General features: G+C 65.2%; 23 protein-coding genes. 7 read left to right on the forward strand and 16 right to left on the reverse strand.

Annotated elements, in window-relative coordinates; all coding sequences use genetic code 11:
• Position 1 precedes the first annotated feature (1 nt).
• The 5 genes from U4960_RS12915 to U4960_RS12935 form a co-directional block, all read right to left on the reverse strand.
• On the reverse strand, positions 2-1669 hold the full coding sequence (locus U4960_RS12915) for a class I adenylate-forming enzyme family protein (protein WP_324261040.1): 1668 nt from the start codon (positions 1667-1669) through the stop codon (positions 2-4).
• Positions 1666-3255 carry an AMP-binding protein gene (locus U4960_RS12920; protein ID WP_324261041.1) on the reverse strand — a complete coding sequence of 530 codons (1590 nt, stop codon included), beginning with the start codon at positions 3253-3255 and terminating at the stop codon, positions 1666-1668. The genes U4960_RS12915 and U4960_RS12920 overlap by 4 nt, the downstream gene beginning before the upstream one ends.
• A gap of 1 nt (position 3256) precedes the next feature.
• Positions 3257-4126, reverse strand: coding sequence for an SDR family NAD(P)-dependent oxidoreductase (locus tag U4960_RS12925; protein ID WP_324261042.1), 870 nt, complete (start codon positions 4124-4126; stop codon positions 3257-3259).
• Positions 4127-4264: 138 nt separating this feature from the next.
• A complete protein-coding gene (locus tag U4960_RS12930) occupies positions 4265-4966 on the reverse strand; it encodes an EthD domain-containing protein (protein WP_324261043.1) in 702 nt (233 codons plus the stop codon).
• Positions 4966-5727, reverse strand: coding sequence for an SDR family NAD(P)-dependent oxidoreductase (locus U4960_RS12935; protein WP_324261044.1), 762 nt, complete (start codon positions 5725-5727; stop codon positions 4966-4968). Before U4960_RS12935 ends, U4960_RS12930 begins: the two co-directional genes overlap by 1 nt.
• 144 nt (positions 5728-5871) lie before the next feature.
• Between U4960_RS12935 and U4960_RS12940 the strand changes: the two genes are divergently transcribed.
• From U4960_RS12940 to U4960_RS12950, 3 genes are read left to right on the forward strand one after another with little or no spacing between them, the layout of a single operon-like run.
• The gene (locus tag U4960_RS12940) at positions 5872-6645 is read left to right on the forward strand and encodes an SDR family NAD(P)-dependent oxidoreductase (protein WP_324261045.1); all 774 of its coding nucleotides are present in this window, start codon (positions 5872-5874) and stop codon (positions 6643-6645) included.
• A 17-nt stretch (positions 6646-6662) separates the two neighbouring features.
• A complete protein-coding gene (locus U4960_RS12945; RefSeq protein ID WP_324261046.1) occupies positions 6663-8357 on the forward strand; it encodes an FAD-dependent oxidoreductase in 1695 nt (564 codons plus the stop codon).
• Positions 8354-9166: an SDR family NAD(P)-dependent oxidoreductase gene (locus U4960_RS12950; protein ID WP_324261047.1), complete on the forward strand. Its 813-nt coding sequence runs from the start codon at positions 8354-8356 to the stop codon at positions 9164-9166. The genes U4960_RS12945 and U4960_RS12950 overlap by 4 nt, the downstream gene beginning before the upstream one ends.
• Here U4960_RS12950 and U4960_RS12955 read toward each other — a convergent pair.
• Genes U4960_RS12955 through U4960_RS12965 form a run of 3 tightly spaced genes read right to left on the reverse strand, consistent with a single transcriptional unit; the run spans position 9163 to position 12382 of the window.
• Complete coding sequence (locus tag U4960_RS12955) at positions 9163-9807, reverse strand: nuclear transport factor 2 family protein (protein WP_324261048.1); 645 nt, start codon at positions 9805-9807, stop codon at positions 9163-9165. The genes U4960_RS12950 and U4960_RS12955 overlap by 4 nt on opposite strands.
• Entirely contained in the window at positions 9804-11048 is a 1245-nt protein-coding gene (locus U4960_RS12960) for a cytochrome P450 (protein ID WP_324261049.1), read from the reverse strand. Before U4960_RS12960 ends, U4960_RS12955 begins: the two co-directional genes overlap by 4 nt.
• Positions 11045-12382, reverse strand: coding sequence for a DUF1254 domain-containing protein (locus U4960_RS12965; RefSeq protein WP_324261050.1), 1338 nt, complete (start codon positions 12380-12382; stop codon positions 11045-11047). Before U4960_RS12965 ends, U4960_RS12960 begins: the two co-directional genes overlap by 4 nt.
• Before the next feature lie 146 nt (positions 12383-12528).
• On the opposite strand from U4960_RS12965, the gene U4960_RS12970 reads away from it, so the two are divergent.
• Genes U4960_RS12970 through U4960_RS12985 form a run of 4 tightly spaced genes read left to right on the forward strand, consistent with a single transcriptional unit; the run spans position 12529 to position 16974 of the window.
• Positions 12529-14853: a TonB-dependent receptor gene (locus U4960_RS12970; protein ID WP_324261051.1), complete on the forward strand. Its 2325-nt coding sequence runs from the start codon at positions 12529-12531 to the stop codon at positions 14851-14853.
• Positions 14854-14856: 3 nt separating this feature from the next.
• Positions 14857-15357 carry a nuclear transport factor 2 family protein gene (locus U4960_RS12975; RefSeq protein WP_324261052.1) on the forward strand — a complete coding sequence of 167 codons (501 nt, stop codon included), beginning with the start codon at positions 14857-14859 and terminating at the stop codon, positions 15355-15357.
• 13 nt (positions 15358-15370) lie between these two features.
• Positions 15371-16111, forward strand: coding sequence for an SDR family NAD(P)-dependent oxidoreductase (locus U4960_RS12980; RefSeq protein ID WP_324261053.1), 741 nt, complete (start codon positions 15371-15373; stop codon positions 16109-16111).
• Between the two features lie 29 nt (positions 16112-16140).
• Positions 16141-16974, forward strand: coding sequence for a TauD/TfdA dioxygenase family protein (locus tag U4960_RS12985; RefSeq protein WP_324261054.1), 834 nt, complete (start codon positions 16141-16143; stop codon positions 16972-16974).
• On the opposite strand, the gene U4960_RS12990 is transcribed toward U4960_RS12985, so the two are convergent.
• The 8 genes from U4960_RS12990 to U4960_RS13025 are packed head-to-tail and all read right to left on the reverse strand — an operon-like array spanning position 16946 to position 24156.
• Entirely contained in the window at positions 16946-17425 is a 480-nt protein-coding gene (locus U4960_RS12990) for a nuclear transport factor 2 family protein (protein WP_324261055.1), read from the reverse strand. The two genes, U4960_RS12985 and U4960_RS12990, sit on opposite strands and share 29 nt — an antisense overlap.
• Entirely contained in the window at positions 17418-18878 is a 1461-nt protein-coding gene (locus U4960_RS12995) for an FAD-dependent oxidoreductase (protein WP_324261056.1), read from the reverse strand. Before U4960_RS12995 ends, U4960_RS12990 begins: the two co-directional genes overlap by 8 nt.
• Positions 18871-19911, reverse strand: coding sequence for a 4-hydroxy-2-oxovalerate aldolase (gene dmpG / locus U4960_RS13000; RefSeq protein ID WP_324261057.1), 1041 nt, complete (start codon positions 19909-19911; stop codon positions 18871-18873). The genes U4960_RS12995 and dmpG overlap by 8 nt, the downstream gene beginning before the upstream one ends.
• Positions 19908-20834, reverse strand: coding sequence for an acetaldehyde dehydrogenase (acetylating) (locus U4960_RS13005; RefSeq protein WP_324261058.1), 927 nt, complete (start codon positions 20832-20834; stop codon positions 19908-19910). The genes dmpG and U4960_RS13005 overlap by 4 nt, the downstream gene beginning before the upstream one ends.
• A gap of 8 nt (positions 20835-20842) precedes the next feature.
• Positions 20843-21628: a fumarylacetoacetate hydrolase family protein gene (locus U4960_RS13010; protein ID WP_324261059.1), complete on the reverse strand. Its 786-nt coding sequence runs from the start codon at positions 21626-21628 to the stop codon at positions 20843-20845.
• A complete protein-coding gene (locus U4960_RS13015) occupies positions 21625-22119 on the reverse strand; it encodes a flavin reductase family protein (RefSeq protein WP_324261060.1) in 495 nt (164 codons plus the stop codon). Before U4960_RS13015 ends, U4960_RS13010 begins: the two co-directional genes overlap by 4 nt.
• Positions 22112-22930, reverse strand: coding sequence for an alpha/beta fold hydrolase (locus tag U4960_RS13020; protein ID WP_324261061.1), 819 nt, complete (start codon positions 22928-22930; stop codon positions 22112-22114). The genes U4960_RS13015 and U4960_RS13020 overlap by 8 nt, the downstream gene beginning before the upstream one ends.
• An 11-nt stretch (positions 22931-22941) precedes the next feature.
• Complete coding sequence (locus tag U4960_RS13025; protein WP_324261062.1) at positions 22942-24156, reverse strand: acyl-CoA dehydrogenase family protein; 1215 nt, start codon at positions 24154-24156, stop codon at positions 22942-22944.
• Between the last annotated feature and the right edge of the window lie 41 nt (positions 24157-24197).

The following is a 24197-nucleotide window of genomic DNA, read 5'->3' on the forward strand; positions in this document are numbered from 1 at the left end:
GTCACAGTTCTCCAATCAGGTTCGGCCAGGCCGCGCGCAGGGCGACCTTGTTGACCTTGCCCACGTCGTTGCGCGGCAGCGGGTCTTTCACGATGGCAACGCGGCCCGGCGCCTTGTACCGGGCCAGCCGTTCACCGACCCAGTCGATCACGGCCTGTTCGCCCGGGCCCTCGCCCTTGACCACGGCGACCAGCAGTTCGCCCAGCCGTTCGTCAGGAATGCCGAAGGCGGCGCATTCCCCAACGCCGGGCATTTCGCCCATGACGCGCTCTACTTCGGCACAATAGATGTTCTCGCCGCCGGAAATGACCATGTCCTTCACCCGGTCGACGATGAAGATATAGCCCTCGGCATCGACGTAGCCGACGTCCCCGGTCTTGAGCCAGCCGTCGTCGGTGAAGGCAGCGGCGGTTTCGTCCGGGCGGTTCCAGTAGCCGGCCATGACCATCGCGCCCCTGAGCTGGATTTCTCCGCTCTGGCCGGTCGGCATGACCGTCCCATCGGGTGCGACAATCCGCACCTGCGCCAGCGGCAGCACCCGGCCGGCCGAGGCGCGATTGCGGATGAAATCCTCGCCCACGGCCTGCGCCAGCGAGCCAGATGCCTCGGTCATGCCATAGCCGGTGCCCATGACCGCCTGAGGGCAGACCGCGCGTATTTCGTCGAGCAGGTTGACCGGCAGGGCCTGCCCGCCGGAAGCCACATTGCGCAGTGATGAGAGGTCCGCATCGCCCAGCTTTGCCCGGTGCAGCAGGTCCCACATCATCGTCGGCACGGCAGAGAACAGGGTGATCTTCTCTGCCTCGATCAGCCGCACCGCCTCCTGCGCGTCCCAGCGGCGCATGATCACCACCTTGGAACCGGCGAACAGGGGCGAAAGGAATGCTGCGCCAAGCCCCGATATATGGAACAGCGGATAGACCAGCAGCGCCGATTGCTGCGGCAGGTTGGCCATCAGCGTCTCGGCCGGGATGCCGTGCGCCCTGGCCATGTTGTGCAGCACCATCACGCCCGAAAGCTGCATCAGCATAAGGCCCGTGATCAGGCTGCGGTGGGTCAGAACCGCGCCCTTGACCCGTCCGGTGGTGCCCGAGGTGAACAGGATCGTGACCGGATCGAGCGGCTGGGCAAGGCCGGGATCAGGCAGGTCCTGGGCCGCGCGGCGCTCGATTTCCTGCCCGTCGAAGGGCTTGGTCAGATCGAGCATCCGGCCCTGATAGCCGCCCTCGCGGATCAGCGCTGCGCGGCGGCTGTCAGCCAGCACCAGCGCAGGCGTGACATCGTCCAGCATCGCCACCAGCTCGGCGGGCAAACCGCGGCTGTTGAGCAATGCCGCGATTCCCCCGGCCTTGACCACCGCCATGAAGGCGACGATCCACTCGGCCCGGTTCCGCATGCAGATCGCCACCCGGTCGCCGCGCCTGATCTGCAGCATCGGCACGAGCTGGTCACGCCAGGCGAAGACCTGCTCGAAGGTCAGGCGCCGTTCGGCCCCGTCGGAGGAGAAGTCGACCAGAAACGTCCTGTCGCCGTGCCGCCGGGCATGGTCGATCATCAGGGCAAGGTCGGGCGCGGCGTTGGCGAACTGCAGCAGCCCGTCGCGCTCGGTCAATTCAAACGGCGTGCCGGGCGCTGTCACCGCAGCGAACAGGGGATCGACCTGGGTCATGCCACCTCTGCCGCCAACTGTTTGGCCCAGCGGTAGTCCTGCTTGCCAGCCGGAGAGCGCTTGACCTCGTCCACCCAGACCAGCGACTTGGGCACCTTGTAACCGGCGAGCCTGGCCGCGAGGTAGGCCTTCACCTCGGCATATTCAGGCGGCGCCGTGCCCTGACGCGGCGAGACCACTGCTATCACCCGCTCGCCCCAGCGCGGGTCCGGTTGCCCGGCCACGACCGCATCAAAGATCGCCGGGTGTGTCCGCAGCACCTCTTCCACTTCCTCGGGAAAGACCTTTTCGCCGCCGGTGTTGATGCAGGTCGAACCGCGACCGAACACGGTGATCATGCTGTCCGCATCAAGCCGCCCCGCATCGCCGGATACCGCCCACAGCGTGCCATCGATCGTCACGAAGGTCTCGGCAGTCTTCACCGGGTCGTTGTAGTAGCCGATCGGCGTATTGCCGGTCCGGGCGATCAGACCGGTTTCGCCGACCACGCCGATCCGGCCATCGACGATGATCTGCTGCTGCGCATTGGCAGGCAGGCGCATGACGCCTTCGTCAGACTTCTCCGCCAGTCCCGACATGCCCGTCTCCGACGAGCCCAGCCCGTCCGTGATCGCGGCCGTAGGCACCAGCGCCTTGAGGTCGTCCTTGAGGTGCTGCGAGAACACGGCCCCGCCCGAGCCGAAGTTGATCACGCCCGACAGGTTCCAGCGCCCCGGATTGTCACGCAAGGCATCGCGCAGCGGGGTGGCCATGGCATCGCCGACGAACTGGATCAGGTTGGCACCCTCGCGCTCGGCCATGTCGAACACCCGCTCGGCATCGAACTCGCGGCCTTCGTCGAGGATGATCGCAAGGCCATTGAGCAAGGCGCTCCACACCGCCCACATCGCCGCCATGTGCATCAGCGGGGCGAGCGGAAACAGCTTCAGCGGATAGCCGTCACGCGCGCGGCTCTCGATATCGGAAGGGTCGGTGAGCGGCCCATGCGGGTTGAAATAGCCCGCCCCGCCAGCGCAGGCGAACAGGAAGGCCCGGTGCGGCCACATCACGCCCTTGGGCATGCCGGTGGTACCGCCGGTATAGCAGAGCAGGTAATCGTCCTCGCTCCGCTCCCACGGCCCACCCGGCTCGTGCGCCAGCAGGGCGGCATAGGGGACGGACCCGGAAATCTCGGCATCCGAACCATCGTTGACGGCCACGGTCACCTTGAGCGTCGGCACATCGCCCCGCACTTCGCGGATGACCGGTGAAAACTCCGCACCGTGGATGATGGCCGCACTGTCAGCATTGGCGAACAGGTATCGCAGCTCGTCTGCGCGGTAGCGGTAATTCACGTTGTAGGGCACCGCACCCAGCTTGCAGGCGGCAATGAAGCCCTCGAGATAGGCTGGCCCGTTGTAGAGGTAGAGGCCAACCGCATCGCCCCGCCCCACGCCATGCGCCGCAAGCCCGGCGGCGAGCCGGTCACAGCGGTCGTTCAGTTCGGCAAAGGTCAGGCGCTCGTGCGCACCGATCACCGCCAGCCGGTCGGGAACCGTCCGGGCGACAGTCTCGAACAGGTCGGCAAGATGAAACCGGCTGGCCATGTCAGTAGACGGCGGCCGGGTTCTTGGGCTGCGGGCTGCCCAGCATGTCGCGATAGCTCGGCTTCTCGCGCCCGCGGTCGGTCACGCCGAGCTCCCTGGCGATCTCGGCCCCGATCAGGGTCTGGCCGGACAGCTCATCCCGGTTCGGCGCGCGGTCGATGGCGTCGATGATGTGGGCGGTGAACTCGGGGTTTTCGGCGGCCTCGATGAAGCCCTCGTACTGCTCAGGATTGGTCTTCTGCGCAATCAGCGAACGCTCGGTCACCAGCGGCCCCATCCAGATCGAGACCGCGATCACGCCGCTGCCGCGCAGGTCATGCTCCATGTCATGGGCAAACTTGTCGACCCCGGCCTTCTGCGCGCCATAGGCAGGCCCGTGCATGTAACACGAACCGCCAAAGGACGAGCCGAAGGCAATCACGCCGGAACCCTGCTTCACCATCATCTGCGCGGCATGCCAGCTCGCCACATATGCCGAGCGCAGCCCGACATCGAGGATCTTCACCGCGTCGAGATCCTTTTCCCAGAACGGCTTCTTCTCGATCAGCTGGTGATGGATATAGGTCGCGTTGTTGACCAGCACGTCGAGCCGGCCCTGCTCCCGGGCAATCTGCGCAAACAGCGCGGCGACCTGCGCATCATCGGCATGGTCGCACATCACGGCGATACCTGTGCCGCCAGCGGCGGTCACTTCTGCGGCGGTTTCGGCAACGGTGCCGGGCAGGACCGTGCCGTCCCACCCCTTGGCATCGCCGGGCGCGACAGTCCTGCCGGTGACATAGACCGTGTATCCCAGCTCGCCGAAGCCCCGGGCAATGCCCCGACCGGCCCCGCGGCTCGCACCGGTAACCAGCGCTACCCTGCCTGACATGCAATCCTCTCCCTCGATTCGACGCATTGAAGCGCTTTGTGTCTCGTATAACTGCATTTTGCGGATTTGGAAGATTATATTTTTACGCAAATGCGGCCAGAAGCGACCATTTCTTCGACGTTCGCGCCGCGTTCGCCCTCAAAAGCTGTACTGCCCGGTCGGGATTACGTCGATGGTGCCGCGATCGATGAAGCGATCGCAGCTTTCCATCATCCGGTCGAGGTTCGCCTGGAACTTCGCCGGATCGCCCACCGCGTCGAAAAACACAAAGGGATCCCTCAGCGCCGCCTCGGGAAAACACTCCTCCACGATCGCCGTATAGGGCGGTGCGCCGTCCGTCAGCGCCCGGACGACGAGGTTCTGGACATATTCGAAATTGGCCTGGGTCTCGACCGCCACCTGCGTGTGGCAATCCTGCCATAGCTCAAGCCATTCGGCATGGGTCAGCCATGCCGGCAAGGTCAGAAAGGCGAGCTGGGCCCAACCGGCGGTGCGCTGGCCGGGCTGCGCCGGATGCGCCGCGTTGGCGATAATGGTCGATTCCGCTACCACCCAGCCGTGCCATCGTGCGCAGCATCCATCAAGCACGTGGTCCACACCGCCTCGCCGTGCCTGATTGGCCGAGTGCAGCCAGAACTGCACCGCCGCATCATGCTGCCGCGCACCGCGGGTCTGGCGCAGATGCGCGCCGCCTGCGCTGATGGCATCCTCGAGATTGATCCGAATATCGCTCGCACCGGCAGCACGCAGGGCGCCCGGCAGGTGCGCGATCAGCCGGTCATTGAAAGCAGCGCGATCAGCGCCGTCTTCGCTCCACAGCAGGCAGATGACCTTCTCCATCAGTCGAAATTCGCCTGGCCGCCGTCGAGCGGGATCGTTGCGCCGGTAAGATAGGCCATGTCATCCGAACACAGCGCGGCAACAGCCCGGCCGATATCCTCCTCCAGTTTACCGATCCGGCCCAGCGGGATGGTACGGAAGAAGGCCTCGGCCTCGTCCGGGTTGTTCGCAATCCACCATTTGAGCCCCGGGCTTTCGGCATGGGGTGCAATCGTCAGCACGCGGATGCCCTGCCGGCCCCATTCGGCCGCCGCCGCGCGGGTCAGCACGCGGGTCGCCTGCTTGACCGCACCGTAAGCGCCATAGCCGGACATGTCCCACCGGATACCGGCCGACGACGCGAGGTTGACGATCACCCCGCCCCCGCGCGCGACCATATGTGGATGCACCAGCTTCATCAGCCGGAAGCTGGCCAGCGGACCGGACTCGAATCCGGCGAGGAAGGCCTCATCGCTGACATCAAGCAGCTTGCCATTCGGCACTTCCTGCGCGTTGTTGACCAGCACATCGAGCCCGCCGAACCGTTTGATCGTTTGCTCGACCATCTCCGCAAGGTTGCCGGCATCCTTCACGTTGCCGGCAATTGCCTGCGCCTCGCCGCCGCGCTCGGCTATCAGCGCGCAGGTTGCTTCCAGCTTGGCCAGGGTCCGGCCGGTAACAGCGACTTTCGCGCCGGCCGCAGCAAGCGCAAGGGCAATCCCCTGCCCGACCCCTTGCCCGGCCCCCGTTATCAGTGCCACTTTGCCGGAAAGATCGGCCATCCGCATTTCCTTTTCGATGGATTCGTAAATGATAGCTTTATGAATTACGCATTTGGTTGACATGGAACGGCCAACTGCGTCAATTGCGTTTTCGAAGAATCCCCGCGCCGCGCTCGACCGGTAGCGGGTTGGAGAGGAGAGGATATGAGCCAGGATCTGACCGGAAAGGTCGCGCTCGTGACCGGCGGAAGCGACGGCATTGGTCTTGCCACCGCCGCGCTGCTGGCCCGGCGCGGCGCGCAAGTGGTGATCTGCGGGCGACGGCAGGAATTGCTCGACAGTGCCCGTGCCCAGATCGAAGCTGAAGGCGGCAAGGTTGAAGCATTTCAGCTCGACGTGACCGACTTTGCTGCCTTCGAGGCCTTGATTGAAGATGTCGCCACCCGCCACGGCCGGCTCGACATGCTGGTCAACAATGCCATGTCGACCCACTACGCCCCGATCAGCCGCCTGAAGCTGGAGCACTGGCGCAAGGACTTCGCCGTCAACGCCGACGCGGTATTCGTCGGCACCAAGGCCGCGATGAAAGTGATGGCGGCGCAGGGCAAGGGCTCGATCGTTAACATCTCCTCCACCACCGCAATTCGGGCCATGGCCAACTATTCCAGCTATTCGGCATCGAAGGCGGCACTGATCCAGTTCACTGCGGTGGCGGCAATGGAAGGGGCGCGGCAGGGCATCCGGGTCAACGCCATCGTCCCCGGTCAGGTGAACACCGCCGCCACGCTGGACTTTGCGACCAAGGCCCCCGAACTCGCCGCCAAGACCGCCGATGCCATCCCGATGGGCCGGGGCGGCCAGCCCGAAGAACTGGCAGAAGCGATCGTGTTCATGTTGTCGGATGCAGCCAGCTATATCACCGGTGTTGCCCTGCCGGTCGATGGCGGCAAGGCCGCGCAACTCTACATTCCGTCCTGAACCGCAGGAGACAGGCGATGAGCGTAGGTTGGGATCAGGAAGTCGATGTCCTCGTTGTGGGATCGGGCGCGGGCGGAATGCTGTCGGCGCTGGTCGCAGCAAAGAACCATGCCGAAGTACTGATCGTCGAGAAGGAGCCGCAGTGGGGCGGCACCTCAGCCACTTCAGGGGCCGGCATCTGGATTCCCGCCAGCGACCAGGCGGCAGCAGCGGGCTTTCATGACAGCGTCGAGGATGCGTTCAAATATGTCCGTGCCCTGTCAGCCGACAATGTGCCGGACGAGAACATCCGCGCCTATGTCGAAAACGCTGCGAAAATGCTGCGCTGGATGGGCGCAAACACCGAGATCGATTACCACGCCTTCCCCTACCCTGATTACCATGCCGAAAACCCGGGCGGCTCGCCCACCGGTTATCGCACCCACATGCCTTCCCCGCTCGACGGGCGCAAACTGGGCGACGATGTGCGCACACTGCGCTTTGCCTCGCCGGCGGCGTCGCTGTTCGGCTATCTCAACTGGCACTTCGACGAGACCTACATCCTCTTGTTCCGGGCCAAGGGCTGGTGGTGGCATCTGGCCAGGAGCCTGATGCGCTACTGGTTCGACTGGCCGTTCCGTTTCACCTCGCGCAAGGACCGACGGCTTACGCTCGGCAATGCACTGGCGGGCGGACTGCGGCTGGCCCTGAACGAGGCCAAAGTGCCGCTGTGGCTGGAAAGCCCGCTGGTCGAACTGATCGAGGAAGACGGCCGGGTTACCGGCGCGGTGATCCGTCACAGGAAGCGCGATCTGCGGGTGCGCGCGCGCAAGGGCGTGGTGCTGGCAGCCGGGGGCTTCGACAAGAACCAGGCCATGCGTGACGAACACGCGCCGCTCTATCCCAATGCGCTCTATTCCGGCGGGACCGGCGGCAACACCGGTGACGCGATCCGCGCCGGACAAGCGCTGGGTGCCGAGACGATGAACCTGCAATCGACCTGGGCGGCCCCGGTTTTCTATATCCCGGGCGAGGATCGCGGGCGGCTGTGCACGATCGAACGCGCCCTGCCCGGCAGCCTGATGGTGAACCAGCGCGGCGAACGTTACCTCAACGAGGCGGCATCCTATCACGTGACCGGCCAGCAGATGGCCCGCCGCCAGCGCGAGCATGGCGATGCCAGCCCGAGCTGGTTCGTGTTCGACCACACCTATCGCCACAACTATCCGGTCGGCCCGGTCTATCCGCTGCTGCCCGACTGGGCGCAGAACGGCATGGTCAAGACAGTCCTCAAGAAGGGCAGGACCATCGCCGAACTCGCCGAAGCGATGGGCGTTGACGCCGGTCGTCTCGAAGCGACGATGACGCGGTACAATGCCCACGCCGCCAAGGGTGAAGACCCTGACTTCCACCGCGGCGATGCGGCCTATGACCGGATGTACGGCGATCCGCGCGTAACCCCCAATCCCTGCCTGCGCCCGCTCGACAAAGGGCCGTTCTATGCCATGCCGATCTATCCCGGCGATATCGGCACCAACGGCGGGCTGAAGACCGATGCGCGGGCCCGGGTGCTGGACGGCAAGGGCCAGCCAGTCGCCGGCCTCTACGCCATCGGCAACAGCGCGGCTTCGGCCATGGGTGAAAGCTATCCAGGTGCCGGTGTAACCATCGGCCCGGCACTGACCTTCGGCTATATCGCGGCGAATGACCTGACCGGAGCCAACGCCCAATGACCGGGCGACTGGCAGGACGCGCCGCCATTGTCACCGGGGCCGGCCGGGGGATCGGCGCGGCCGTTGTCCGGCGGCTGATGGACGACGGGGCCCGGGTGGCCGCACTCGATCTGAACCAGGCCGAAGCGGAGGCGAGCGGCGCCACGCTGGCGCTGGGCTGCGATGTCGCGGATTCCGGTTCGGTCGCCGCTGCCGTCAAGGCTGCGCGCGAGGCGTTCGGGCGGCTCGACATCGCAGTCAACAACGCCGGAATCGGCCGCGCTGCCGATGACGGCTCGGACGAGTTCTATGCCAGCATGGCCCGGCGCAATGCCGAACTGGCCGAGCAGGGCAGCTCGGACGTGATCGTCGATCAGGTGATCCACATGGGCGACGACGGCTGGGCCGGGGTGCTGGCGGTGAACCTCAACGGCACGTTCTATGTCTGCCGCGAATTCGCCCGTGTGCTGGCCGCAGACGGCCATCCCGGCACGATCATCAACATAAGCTCGACCAGCGCCCAGTCGGGCGAAGGCAGCGCGCATTACTGCGCCAGCAAGGCCGCCGTGATCGGCCTGACCCGCCAGCTCGCACGCGAACTCGCCCCGCGCAGGATCCGCGTGAACGCAGTTGCGCCGGGGCCGACCAACACCCCGATCATGCAGGGCATCCCGGATGATTGGATCGCCTCGATGGAAGCGGCGATCCCGCTGGGCCGGATGGCCGACCCGGCCGAAATTGCTGCAACAGTGGCGTTCCTGGCCAGCGACGACGCCAGTTACGTGAACGGATCGGTGCTGGTTGCCAATGGTGCCAGCTACTACTTCTAGTCCGCCCGCACCTTGATCCTGGGCGCAGCCGCACCGCGCCGCATGGTTTCCAGGAACTTCTCAAGCGGCGCGGGTTCGGGCACCGGGCCGCCGTGGTCCCCCTCGCGCGCCCAGAACTCGGCATAGCTGGGGAACAGCTTGTGGAAGGTCCCTTCCGCCCAGTCCGTACCCGGCCAGCGCATCTTGTTTGCGCCCACCGGTGGCTTGTTCAGGTCGGTCGCGTACCAGTAGAGCGGCAGGCGCCGGGCAAAGTACCAGCGCCCGTCCTGGCGGACATAATCGTCAACATACATCATCTGCATGATGACCCATTCGTCCGCCCCGCCTTCCACCGGGGTCTCGTGCTCGTTCTTGGAATAGACCACACCGTGGGCATGATCCGCATCGTCGAATTCGATCACGTGGCCGCCGATATGGTGGCTGGTGCCGGTGAACGGCGAGCGCAGGGTGCGGTCCATATAGGCGCGCAAGGCCTGCCTCCCGCTGGCGTCCTTGCCCACCCGCACATCGGCCGGAAACAGGCTGACCATCGCGTCCATGTCGCGCATGTCGAGCGCAAGCGCATATTTGGCGGGCAGCTGGCGGATCGCATCGAGCGATTCCAAACGGTCTATCCGCGCTTCCAGAGTGCTATCGGTCATTTCATCCTCACCCGCACTGGCAAGTGCTTCAGTCCGCCGGTGTGATTGGTCTTCACCCACTCGGGCTCACCGGCAAGTTCAATGGTATCGACCCGTGCGGCGATCTCGGCGAACAATGCCTCCACTTCCATTTCCGCCAAAATCCGCCCCAGGCAATGGTGGGCCCCATAGCCAAACGCGAGGTGGCGGTTCGGGCTGCGATCAATCCGGAATTCATCGGGAGCGTCGAACGCCCGCTCATCGCGATTGGCGGAGAGGTACATCAGCGCAACATGTTCACCTGCCTTGACAGGCTGCCCTGCAAGTTCCGTATCAACCGCTGCCGTTCGAAGAAAATGCCGGACCGGAGTGGCCCAGCGGAACATTTCCTGCGCCGCCGGGGCAACCAGAGCGGGGTTAGCCCTGAGCTTGGCAAACTCGGCGGGATTGCGCGCCAGCTGCATCATGCCCACGCCCACGCTTGAACTGGTGGTGTCATGTCCGGCTGCGGCCAGCAGCATGCCATAAGACAGCGTTTCCATGTCGGACAGCGGCGCGCCGTCGATCGTAGCGGTCGCGATGACCGACATGAGGTCATCAAGCGGCGCATTGCGCCGTTGCTGTACCACACCGCCGAGATAACCGAAAAATTCCATCGCAGTGGCCAGGCCGAAATCGCCATTGGCATTGCGTTCAGGGTCACTGGCACCGAACAGTTCCTGCGTCAGCCGCAGCACCAGCGGGGCATCGCTGTCCGGCAAGCCGAGGATCGTGGTGATCATGATCAGCGGGTAAGGAACCGCGACTTCCTCGACGAAATCGAAGGGGCCGCTGGCGGCCAGGGTCTCGATCCGGTCCACATAGTCCTTCGCCAGCAGGCGCATCCGTTCGCGCAGGGTGTCGAGGTACTTCGAGTTGAACCATGATTGCGTAAGCTGACGGTGCTTGCGGTGATCGGGCTCGTCCATGTCCAGCAGGGTGCGGACGGGGCCGGTACGGTTGCCGAACTGTGCAATCGTTCGGTCCTCAAACCAGGACGGCAGCAGGGTCAGGCGCGGTTCGTTCAGCCAGACCTTGTTGTTGCGCTCCACCTCCATCACGTTGGCATGGCGCAGCACGGCCCAGAACGGACGATAGGGGTCCTGCTCGATCCACAGCACATCGCCCTGCCCGCGCATGGCGGCGAGGCGCGCGGCGATCTCGCCGTCGTCGGCATAGACCTCGGGGGAGAACGCATCGATGGTGGTGGTGGGCCGGGTCACGGTTCGATCCTTTCGATCTGGGGCGGCGCATAGTGGCCGTCGAGCGCGTCCTTCTGCGGCAGGTACATGCGCAGGACGACGTGGAACGGCGTGGCGGGAACCGGCAGCCAGTTCGCCTTGCCTTCCGGCGGCTCCGAGGAAGAAAGGTGGAGCGTCAGCGAGCCATCTTCATCGCGCACCAGACCGTCGGTACGGTCTCCGATGGTGTAGCGCCCGATCGCGTTCGGCATCAGCTGCGAGGTTGCGCGGTCATAGGCGGTGATCGACCAGAACGCATCGACCGGGGGCAGGCCGTCAGCCGCGAAGCGGATGCGATAGCGGCGGCCGCCCTGCAAGGGCTCACCCCGGTGATCGGTAATGGCGGCGGGGTAGATCGATTCTTCCGGATCGTTCACATAGCCGCCCCGCGCCGCTTCGGCGCGGAGCAGGTAGTCGAACCCGGGATCGGCAATGTTCGACGACCACATCCAGCCATTGCGGACATGGGTCGGCCGGAAGCCGCGCTGCGACAGCACCCCCGGCCCCGATCGGAGTGCACAACCGAGGCCGAGCTTCTGCCCTTCCGACAGGCTGGCCGGATCGAACGCGGCGCCCGGCCCGAAACCGGCCTTGTCGAACATCGCCATCAGGCCCGCCTCGCCCGCACGGACCGGTACCCCACGAAGCGCCTCGTTCAGCAGCGCATAGAACAGCAGGCTATCGAACGGGCGCAGGGGCTCGGCCGCCTCGACCGGTGGACCGGACGGCCCGTCAAACCGGATCGCGGCGGAAAGTTCGCGGGCGCGCTCCAGATCCGGCCCGGCCACAGCGAGCACCCGGCCCAGCATCCAGACGGTATCCGTGGCGAGGCGAATAACCTCCGCGCCTTCCGGTGCCGGGGTGCCAGGGCCGACCAGCGCATAGCGCGTGGTCGCACCGCCGTTGGTGCGCGTCCCGATATGTAGCGGCCGGCCATAGAGGTCCATGAATGCCAGCGTGTAGTACCGGTCCCCCATTGCCGGCACGTCCAGCATGACCGGCCCCTTAGAGAGGTCCAGCCAGGCGTTGAGATAGAGCGTATCGACATTGGCCGCGCGCAGCTGCCCCTGCGTCTCCGGCGTCAGCAGATGGGGATAGATCGCCATGGTGTTGGCCGGCGCGGCCACTGGCTGCTCGGCGGCGACGCGGTGCGTTTCGTTGTGACGCTGCCGCAGCAGGTCGACCATGGGATAGCCATAGATATAGCCCTGCAGGCCGATGGACTGCGCCAGCGCGGCCTCGGGGTTGCCCGCCACGGCCCGGCATTGCTCGGCCGATGGCAAGGCCGCGGCAAGGGCAAGAGCCAAAGTCAGCATCCCCGTTCTCCAATGCGTATGTTTTTCAGTGCCTGACTGCGATAACACGTATTTTCTTGCGTCGTAAGCTATTTTCGCGTAGCTCAATACCCATAATTATTACGCATAACACGGCCAGACACTGCATCCGGCCAAGGGGAGAGAACATGAAAGCACTGCTTGCCTGCGCATCCATCGGCGCGCTCGCTCTGGGTCTCACAACACCTGCGCTGGCGCAGGACTCCGGCGATTCCGGAGCGGAGAGCGATGGCCTGGGCATGATCGTGGTCACCGCGCAGAAGCGCAGTGAGAACATCCAGGACGTGCCGATTGCCATTTCCGCGGTTGGCTCCGAGTTTCTCGAAAGCCGCGGCATCGATTCGATCGACAAGCTGGGCACGCTGGCCCCGAACGTGAAGATCGAGCGGGCGCCGGCCTCCAAGTCGATCTCGCAGATCGCCATCCGCGGCTCGGTCACGATCAACCCTGCGATCACCTGGGAACCGGCCGTCGGCCTCTACCTCGATGGCGTGTACATCGCGAAGGCGCAGGGCTCGATCTTCGACGTCGCCGACCTTGAGCGGATCGAGGTCCTGCGCGGTCCGCAAGGCACGCTCTATGGCCGCAACGCGCTGGCGGGGGCGGTCAACCTGATTACCAAGAAGCCCAGCGGCGAAGCCGGCGGCCTGGCCGAAGTCACCTATGGCAGCTTTGATGAGATGCGCCTGCGCGGGGTCATCGACCTGCCACAGATGGGCGCCTTCTCGGCCAAGGTTTCCGGCCAGTACCGCAAGCGCGACGGCCTGATCGACCTTGCGCCGAACAACCCCTCGGGCCGCAACAGCACCGACTCGATCGATTCCGGCAGCTTCATGGTCCAGCTGCGTGCAGAGATCGCCGACAACGTGACGGCGGACTACACCTACGACTATTCCAAGATGAGCCAGACGCCGCCCTTCTCGCAGCTCCTGCGGGTCAACCGCAACGGCGATCCGCGCGACATCTTCGATCCCAACGGCCCGAGCTATGCCTTCGGCGGCGCGTTCTTCCCGCTCGATACCATCGCCAACCCCGACCGTGTGACCTCCGCCTCGATCGATGCGCCGGCCTACGAACGCTCGCGCAGCTATGGCCATGCCCTCACGCTGACGGTCGGCCTGGGCGACGCCGAGATCAAATCCATCACCGCCTATCGCGACATGGCCTGGGCGGACGGGCTCGATCTTGACGGCTCGCCCTTTCCCGTCGCCTTCACCCAGCGCATTTCCGACTACAACGCCTTCAGCCAGGAGCTTCAGCTGACCGGGCAGGCGTTCGATGACGCCCTGAGCTATGTTCTGGGCGGGTTCTATTTCAAAGAGCAGGCCGAAACGCTCAACCCGCAGACCTACTTCGGTGGCGGCGTCGACCTCGATTCGAACTACGGCTCCAACACCGAGGCCTATGCGCTCTACGCCCAGCTCGATTACAAGCTGACCGAGGCGCTCAAGCTGACACTGGGCGCCCGCTACACCCACGAACGCAAGGACATCAGCCGCTTCTTCCGGGTCAACTTCGATCCGGCCAACGGCATCCTGGCGCCGTTGGTGGTGGCCGACCTGCCCTATGGCAGCATCCCGGATGCCACCTACAACAACTTCTCGCCCGCAGTGACGCTGGCCTACAAGGCGTCGGAGAACGTCAACGTCTATGCCCGGTTCGCCCGCGGCTTCAAGTCGGGCGGGTTCAACGGCGAGACCAATGTCTTTGCCGCGCCCACTGCCGCTTGCCCGAGCGGCGCACTGGAACTGTGTTCGCCCTATCGCCCGGAAAAGGTCGATACCTTTGAAGTCGGCCTGAAGAGCCAGCTGTTCGACAACCGGGTGGTGTTAAACGTCGCTGCCTTCCGCGATGAGCGCAAGGACATGCAGCTGTCGGTCTTCACCGCCACCACCGGGGCAGCCTCGATCATCCAGAACGCCGCTGCCGCGCGGATCCAGGGGCTCGAGTTCGAGACCGTGATCCGGCCGGTTGATGCCCTGACCATCAATGCCTCGCTCGCATTCCTCGATTCCGACTACAAGCGCTTCATTGACGGCGGGGTCGACGTGTCGAACAACCGGGCTTTCCCGCACGCCCCCAAGACCACCGCCGCCATCGGAGCCGACTTGCGGGTGGCCGAAGGTGACTGGGGCAAGTTCAACCTCTATGCAGACCTCAGCTATTCTTCGAGCTACTTCACCTTCCCCTATGCGCTGACCGCACCTGCTGCGTCTGACCAGGTGGCCGGATCGAGCAAGTCGGCCGGGCGGACAATCGTCAACCTGCGCGCCACAGTGGCGGAAATCCCCCTTGGCGGGGTGGATGCGGACCTGTCGGTGTTCGTGCGCAACCTGACGGAGGAGGACAATCCGTCGAACTTCATCGACTTCGGCCCGGGCTTCGGCGGCATCCTACTGGGATACTTCCCCGAGCCGCGGACATTCGGGGTGACGGCCGGGGTCAAGTTCTGACCCGTGCCCGCCTCGCTTGAGCAGCGGCTGCAACGGCTGGAGGATGACCGCGCGATCCGGGATCTGAAGGCGCGCTACCTGCGAGCCTGCGATGCCAAGGACCCGGACACGGTGCGCGATTGCCTGTTCCCCGAAGGAGCGGTGATCGCGTACGACGGGTTCCCTGCGTTCAACAGCCGGGATGCCTTCGTGGCGGTCTATGCTGCGATGGGCTGCGCACCGGGGGTGTTCGACATCCACCATGGCGCCAACGGGGTGATCGTGTTCGACGATTCTGACCGGGCCACGGGCCAGTGGTCGCTGCTGTTCCACAGCATCAACCTGGCAAGCCGCACCCTGACTCAGATGGGGGTCGAATACGACGACGCCTACGTGAAGCGGGATGGCCGCTGGTGGATTTCGGAAACCCGGTCGCGACGCCTGTCATGCCTGATCCATGCGGTCGATGACGCGGGCCGGCCTACAGTTACCGTGATGGGCGAACCGCCCGCAACGTTCGGATAGGGGGAGAATGGCCATGCGCTTTGCAGGCAAGCGGGTACTGGTCACGGGCGCAGCATCGGGTATCGGGCGGGCCACCGCCCTGCTGATGGCCCGCGAAGGGGCGCAGGTGACCATCGGCGATATCAACGAGGCTGGCCTTGCCGAAACCGCAGCGATGATCGGCGATGCGGCCCACGCCGTGCCCTACAACGCCGAAGATCACGCTTCCTGCCGCGCGCTGGTCGAAGCCGCTGCGCAGGACAGGCTCGACGTGCTGTGCAACGTCGCCGGAATGCTCAAGTGGGGGCCGACCGACGCCTTTGCCGTCGAGGACTTCGAGCGGATCCTGCGGATCAACACGACCAGCGTGTTCGTGCTTTGCCAGGCAGCCTTGCCGCACCTGCTCGCCAGCAAGGGCAACGTGGTCAACATCGGTTCGACCTCGGGCCTGCGCGGCATGATCTACACCGCCGCCTATTGCGCGTCGAAGCACGCGGTCGTGGGCATGACGAGCGCACTGGCCGCAGAGTATGCGGCGCAGGGCGTGCGGGTGAACGCGGTCTGCCCCGGCCATGTCACCACGCCGATGACGCAGCAGGCCCCGCCCGAAGGCGAACTCGACTGGGACATGGTCATGCGCGGCATGCCCAAGCTGGTTGATGGCAGCTGCGCACCGGAAGATATCGCCGAGGCGGTCGCCTATCTGGCATCCGAAAAGGCGAGAAAAGCCACCGGTACGATTCTGGTGGTGGATGGAGGCCAGCTGGTAAGCTAACCTCCGGAAAAACCGGGGAGAGAGGAACAATGAATCAGGATCAGATCAGGCCGATGTCGCGGCATGTCGGCAGCGAAGTGCATGGACTGCGGCTCGCAAGCGCCAGCGACAGCGACATAGCGGGAATCAAGCATTTGCTGGCTGAACGCGGTCTGGTCGTTTTCCGCGACCAGGACCTGTCGGAGGAAGACCATATCGCCTTTGCCCGCCGGATCGGGCCGATCGTCGTCAACAACTATTTCCCGGCCAATGGCGGCCATCCCGAAATCGCTGAAGTCCGCAAGAGCGAGACCCAGCAGGTCAATATCGGCGGTGGCTGGCACACCGATCACAGTTACGACCAGGTGCCGGCGATGGGTTCCATCCTGGTCGCCCGCGAATTGCCGCCCAGCGGCGGCGATACGCTGTTCGCCAGCATGGCAGCAGCCTACGATTCGCTGTCAGACGCCTTCAAGGCGACGCTGGAGACCCTGCGGGCCGTCCACACCGCCGACCATATCTACGGCCCGGACGGGTTCCTTTCCAATTCGGATCAGGGTGCGGATCTCAAAGGACGGGACCTGAAGACCCGCGCGGTCCATCCGCTGGTCATCCGCCATCCGGACACCGGGCAGAAGCTGCTCTACGTGAACTCCGGCTTCACTACCCATATCGAAGGCTGGACCCGGGACGAGAGCCTCTCACTGCTCAACTACCTGTTTTCCGTCGGCATGCGCGAGGAATTCCAGTGCCGTCTGCAATGGGCGCCGGGCACGGTGGCCATGTGGGATAACCGGTCGACCTGGCACTATGCGCTCAACGACTACCACGGCCATCGCCGCCTGATGCACCGGATCACGATTGACGGGGTACCGATCCACTGATTGCGAGGAGCGTGCGGGCAGCGGCCCTGCCGTCGAGCAGGGCGTTGTCCCGCCGCGCCGCCCGCCAGCCTTCGCTGGTTCGCACGAACTGCCAGTTGTTGGCAGCCACGCGCACCGTGTCCCACCCTGCCCCGGTTTTGCGGAAGACGATGCTGTGGCACAGTGCCGTCGCCTGATCGCCCGCCAGCGTGATAACGGGCGGGCTGAGCACGTGGGCGCAACCGTCGCTCATCAAATCCCGGTGGACTGGTCCCTCGATCAGGGCTGCAATCGCGGCGTGGCCGCGCGCTTCGGGAAATCCGTCGACCGCATAGACGCCATCGCTGGTCCACAGGGCCGCCACCGCCTGCGCGTCACCGCTGTCTGCCATCGGGCCGTAGGACGCGATGAGATTACCGATCGCTTCGCGGTCTTCCAGTGCCTGCAGGCGCTCGTGGATGGTATCAGCCAAGCGCGGCCGCGCGCCCGGCCTGCCGTCCGAAGAAGGTGCAGTCAGCCAGGCTCATGCCGGAAGAATAGCCGTGCCCCCAGGCAGGCAGGCCGCTGGTGCAGCGCCCGGCAGCGTAGAGGCCCGGGATCGGCGTTCCGCCCCGGCCCAGCACTTCGCCATCGGTCGAGGTATGGAGCCCGCCGAGGGTGAAGAAGCTGAAATAGCTGGACTGGAAATTGAGCTCCAGCGCCACGAACGGCCCCTGGTCGAGCGGCATCAGGATCGGCGGGCGCTTGTCGAACAGCGGATCGCGGCCTTCGCGGGCATGGGCGTTGTAGAACGCCATCGTGGTGCTGAGCGTGCCTTGGGGCATCTCCAGCTCGGTCTCGACCTCTTCCCACGTGTCCCCGGTCCCGGCGATGTCGGTCCGGGCGAAGTCCATCGGCTGGACGAACTGCGCGCTGTCCAGCAGTAGGTAGACCTTGCCGCCCGGCTGGTCGACCGCGCAGCGGCTGACCCGCCCGTGGTAGCAATCCTCGTTGATGAACCGCTGGCCGTGGACATTGACGAACACCCCGTTGGCGTGACTTTCCGGCATGGTCCACGGGCAAGTGGTGAAAAACTGATCCATGTGGATCGCCTCGCCGCCAGCACCGACCCCCAGCAGGATGCCGCTGCCATCGTCCTTATCGCCGATCGGGTCGTTGAGCTTGAAAGTGTCGGGGCAATGCTTGCGCCGCAGATCATCGTTGAACACGAACCCGCCGGTGGCCAGCACCACGCCTTTGCTGGCGCGGACAAAGCGCGGCTGGTTGTCGATCCGCATGATCACGCCGACGATCCGGCCCTCGTCCTCGATCAACGCCAGTGCGCGGGCGTCGACGACGATCTCGACGTGTCGATTCCGGGCGCTGGCTTCCAGAATGTCGACCAGTGGCCGCCCCCCGCCCCAGCCCATGTGCTGGATCACGTGGCCGCGCGGGGCCGGTCTGGCAATGTCGCAGAACGGCGCGGCGGCCTCGCTGCCGGACCAGATCAGGGTAGAATCGTCGGTCGGCTCGATATGCTTTCCGGGCAGGTAGTTGCCGCGATAGGGCACGCCCTCCGCCTTGAGCCAGGCGTAGTGGTTCAGGGCCTCGCGCCCGTAGAGTTCGCACTTGGCAATATCGACGCAAGGGCCGCCCGCCGCCTTGAGATAAGCGGTGAAGTCCTCGGTGCTGTCCTCGAAGCCCGCCGCGCGCTGTGCATCGGTGCCGCCACCGCCGCCGATGTAGATTTCCCCGCCCGACAGGCCCGAGGCGCCGCCGCTGCCCGAATTGCGCTCGAACAGCATGACCTTTGCGCCCGCATCAGCGGCTTCGATCGCGGCGCAGGCACCCGTGGCACCGAACCCGATCACCGCAACATCGGTTTCGAAATCCCAGCGCCCGACTTCTGCTGCCGGATAGGGCCGGTGGAGCGAAATCTCAGCCATCGGTACCTTGCGCCTTGAGCATATCGAGCGCGACGTCGACGATCATGTCCTCCTGCCCGCCGACCATCTTGCGACGGCCCAGTTCGACCAGGATGGCACGGGTATCGAGCCCGTAATCCCCGGCGGCCTTTTCCGCATGGCGCAGGAAGCTGGAATAGACCCCGGCATAGCCGAGCGCGAGTGTCTCGCGGTCAACCCTTACCGGGCGGTCCTGCAGCGGTCGAACCAGGTCTTCCGCCGCGTCCATCAGTGCCATGACGTCGCAGCCGTGGTTCCAGCCCTTGCGGTCAGCGGCAGCGATGAACACCTCCAGCGGCGCATTGCCCGCGCCTGCCCCCATCCCGGCGAGCGAGGCGTCGATCCGCACTGCGCCATATTGCGCCGCGACGATGGAGTTCGCCGTGCCGAGGCTCAGGTTGTGGTGCGCGTGCATTCCGCGCTGGGTTTCAGGCTTGAGCACCCGATCATAGGCTTCGAGCCGCTCGCGCACCCCGTCCATGTCGAGCGCGCCGCCACTGTCGGTGACATAAACGCAGTGAGCGCCGTAGCTTTCCATCAGCAATGCTTGGCTAGCGAGCGCCTCGGCGTCGATCATGTGGCTCATCATCAGGAACCCGGAGACGTCCATGCCGAGATCGCGGGCGATGCCGATATGCTGCTTCGAAACGTCCGCTTCGGTGCAGTGGGTTGCCACCCGGACCGAGCGCACGCCGATGTCATAGGCACGGCGCAGTTCCTCGACCGTGCCTACGCCGGGCAGGATCAGCGTGGTCAGTACGCTGCGCTCCAGCACATCGGCCACGGCCTCGAGCCATTCCCAGTCGGTGTGTGCGCCGAAGCCGTAGTTGAAGCTCATGCCCGAAAGGCCATCGCCATGGGCGACCTCGATTGCATCGACGCCCGCCTTGTCGAGTGCGGCGGCAATCTCGCGCACGCTGTCGATGCCGTACATGTGACGGATCGCGTGCATCCCGTCGCGCAGGGTCACGTCCTGGATGTAGAGCTTGTCGCCCCGTTCGACATCGAAGCTCATGCCGCGATCCTTTCAGCAATCAGTTCGCCGGTGGCCTTGGCCGCCGCGGTCATGATGTCGAGATTGCCTGAATAGCTGGGCAGGTAGTCGCCCGCGCCCTCGACTTCGAGCAGGATCATGGTCCTGATCCCGGTGAACTCGCCCATGCCGGGAATGCGCAGCGGATTGTTGTCACCGAAGCGCTCGAACTGGACCTGCTGCTTCAACCGGTAACCGGGGACATAGGCCTGCACCCGTGCCACCATCGCTTCGACCGAGGCGCGGATTGCCTCCTCGTCTGCCCCTTCGGACAGGGTGAAGACGGTATCGCGCATGATCATCGGCGGTTCGGCCGGGTTGAGAATGATGATCGCCTTGCCCCGCGTCGCCCCGCCGACCGCCTCGATGGCGCGGGCGGTTGTGCGAGTGAATTCGTCGATGTTGGCGCGCGTCCCCGGCCCTGCCGAACGCGAGGAGACCGAGGCAACGATCTCGGCATAGTGGACCTTCGCCACCTGGCTCACCGCCGCCACCATCGGGATCGTCGCCTGCCCGCCGCAGGTCACCATGTTGACGTTGGGCGCGTCGAGGTGCGCGTCCATGTTGACCGTCGGCACCGTGAAGGGCCCGATCGCGGCGGGCGTCAGGTCGACCACCCGGATGCCATCCGCCTGCAAGGCCGCGTCATGAACCTTGTGGGCATAGGCGCTGGTGGCATCGAAGGCGATGCGGATGTCCTTGTAGCAATCGAGCCGCTTCAGACCCTCGATGCCCTCGTGCGTCGTTGCAATCCCGTGCTCGCGCGCCATGGCCAGGCCTTCGCTGGCCGGGTCGATCCCGACCACCGCCGCCAGCTCCATGTTCTGCGGATACTTGAGCATCTTGATCATCAGGTCGGTGCCGATATTGCCCGAACCGATAATCGCGGCTTTCACCTTGGTCATTGCTTTTCCTAGACAAAACGCGCGGTGCAAGTGCCCACGCCATGCAGTTCCATTTCGAACACGTCGCCCGCGACCGCCGGTTCCAGCGGCACCAGCGATCCCGACAGGATCACGTCGCCCGCATCGAGCGTCACGCCGTACTGGCCGAGCGTGTTGGCGAGCCAGGCGACGGCCTGGGCCGGATCGCCCTGCACCGCCGAGCCGAGCCCTTCGGACAGTGGCTGGCCGTTCTTGGTCACCGTGACCCGCAGGCCGGGCAGATCATGGCTGCGCGGATCAGCCCGCGCCGCGCCGAGCACGAACACGCCGCAGCTGGCGTTGTCGGCCACAGTGTCAACAATCCCGATTTTCCAGTCGCGAATGCGGCTGTCGACGATCTCGAAGCACGGTGCGATGGCGGCGGTGGCGGCGATCACCTGTTCCGCCGTCACGCCTGGCCCGGTCAGGGGCTCGGCGAGGATGAAGGCGATCTCGGCCTCGGCGCGCGGCTGGATGAGGCGGCGTCCGGCGACGTCGATCTCGCCTTCCGCCAGCATGGCATCGGTGAGGAATCCGAAATCGGGCTGGTGAACGCCGAGCATGTCCTGCACGGCCTTGCTGGTGACGCCGATCTTCTTGCCGACCACGCGTTCGCCATCGGCCAGCCGGCGGGCGAGGAAATCGAGGCTGATGGCGTAGGCATCGTCGATCGTCAGCGCAGGATCGCGTTCGATCAGCGGGGCCAGCGTGTGCCGCTCGCGCAAGGCGCGGTAGAGCTGCTCTCCATGGAGAGCGGCGAAGTCGGTGCGGCTCACAGGTAGCCTCCATCCTGATAGATCAGCGGATCGACCGCGCCGCTGACCCGGGCCCGGATCACGCGGGCAATGACGATGCTGTGGGTGCCGTAGGCGAGCATGGCGTCGATCACGCATTCGAGCTGCGCCTGCGCATCGGCGAGCGCAGGCAGGCCATTGGCCCCGTCCTGCCAGTCACCGACCTTGAACCGCTCCTCGCGCGGAACCCCGCCGCCGAAGGCCATAGAGACATCGCGGTGGTGCCGCGCCAGCAGGTTGACCGACAGCGGCGCGGTGGGCACCAGCAGCGCGTGCAGGCTGGTCATCCGGTTGACGCAGACCAGCACCGCGGGCGGATCGACCGTGAGCGAAGTGATCGAGGTCGCCGCCATGCCCACCGGGCCTTCATCGCCCTTGGCCACCACGATCGAGACCGAGGCCGCCAGCCGCCGCATGGCCGACTTGAACACGTCCGGCAGGTCATCCGGGATCAGGGGATAGCCTTCAGCCACGCAGGAAGCCGATGGCATGGGTGTTGAACTCGCCGGCTCGTTCGACCTGGACCCAGTGGCCGACATGGTTGAACGTCATCGTGCGCACATCGCACCCGGCATTGAGGAAATGGCGCGCGCCGCTTTCCGGGCAGAACTCGTCCTGCAGGCCCCACATGACCAGCATCGGGTTGGGCAGCTCGCCCAGCCTCGGCGCAAGGTTCGGCGTGCGCATCCGCATCAGCACGTCCTTGGGCTGGGTCCGGGCGACAGCAAAGCGTTCCTGCACCAATGCGTCAGGGATGTTCGCGGCGAAATCGGGATGGACCAAATTGCTCACCAGCCGGCGCTGTTCGTCGAGGTTGAAGTCGGGCCCGCCGAAGTTTGATACCATGCGGGCAATGCCGGGCATCGTGAAGTAGTGCGCCTGTTCCTCGATACAGCCAGGTGCCATCAGCACCAGCCGCTCGGCAAACCCGGGGTGGTCGAGTGCGATCTGGAGCGCGATGCCCCCGCCCAGCGAGTTGCCGACCATGCTGGCGCGTTCGATGCCGTGGGCGAGAAGGGCCTCATAGACCGTGTCCGCAAACAGCTGCAGGGTATAATCGATGCCTTCCGGCTTGGAGGAGGCACCGTATCCGATCAGGTCTGGCAGCACGACGCGGAAACCCGCATCGACAAACACCTGCCAGTTGTCGCGAAAGTTCGACGCACCCGAAGCCCCCGGTCCGCTGCCGTGGAGGAACACCACCACGGGGCCGGACCCGGCATCCTTCACATGAATCGAATGCCCGCCGGTTACGGTATAGGTCGCTTCGCTCAATCCCCCCATGCCCGTTCTCCTTACAGGAACGGGTTGAGCGGTTGTTCGCCCAGCATGGTGCCGATCGCGTCACCGGTGCGGTTGTTGGGATCGTTGGCCACATGGGCGCGGCCTGCGTGGAGATCGAGCCAGGGCTGGATGATCTCGCTGGTCATGTAGATCGCCCGGCCGCCGAACAGCTGGACCACATCGTCGATCAGCCGCGCCAGCCGCCGCACCACCGTGCTGGACTGGTAGGTGAAGAAGGCCCGTTTCTCCATCGGAATGGCCTCGCCCCGTTCGGCATAACCCATCAGCTCGTCAAAGGTCAGCCGCAGCGTGACCTCCATTTCCCGCTTTTCGGAAATCGCCCGCGCCAGCGCCGCATGCAGGATCGGATCCTGCTTCGAGGCCTTGCCGGTATTGGTCGACACCCGGTCCTGCATGATCGCCAGGCCGGCATTGATGGCAGCCTGAGCCCCGCCGAACGCGGCGGTCGAGACCGAGCGGGTAAAGACCTGCGCCCACGGCAGCCGGTAAAGCGGCCCGGTGTTCACTTCCTGCCCCGGGTTCTGGCACAGGAAGCCGTCAATCGAGCGGTGGGTGCGATATTCGGGGATGAACGCATCATCAACGATGATGTCATGGCTGCCGGTCCCTTGCAGGCCGAAAGTGTGCCACGCGTCTTCATCGATTTCATAATCGCTGCGCGGCAGCAGGAAGGTGCGCATTTCCGCTGGGGTGCCGTCATCCTTCGGCGGGCAGAACGCGCCCAGCAGGATCCAGCCGGAGTGGACCGAGCCGGTCGAGAAACCCCAGCGGCCCGACAGACGGAAGCCGCCTTCCACATGGGTCACCTTGCCGACCGGCTGGTAGGTCGAACAGACCAGCATGTCCGGGTCCTCGCCCCACACCTCTTCCTGCGCCTGTTCATGGAACAGCGCCATCTCATAGGGGTGGCAGCCCAGCACACCGTACATCCATCCGGTCGACATGCAGCCTTCGGCCAGCACCTTCTGCACTTCGAAGAAGTCATTCGGATGCATTTCGTAGCCGCCGAACTTTTCCGGCTGGAGGATGCGGAAGAAACCGGCCGCCTTCATGTCGGCAATGGTTTCTGCAGGCACATTCCGGGCGCGGGTACACGCCTTGGCGCGGGCCTTGAGCGACGGCACCATGTCGCGGGCCCGTTGCAGCAGTTCCTCCGCTGTCGGCTTCGCACTTCCGATATCAACCCGCTTCACGGCAACACCCATGTTCCGGCTCCTCACCACGCAGTTACTGGTCGAACCATATC

The sequence above is a fragment of the Altererythrobacter sp. H2 genome (assembly GCF_035319885.1).
Lineage (GTDB): Bacteria > Pseudomonadota > Alphaproteobacteria > Sphingomonadales > Sphingomonadaceae > 34-65-8.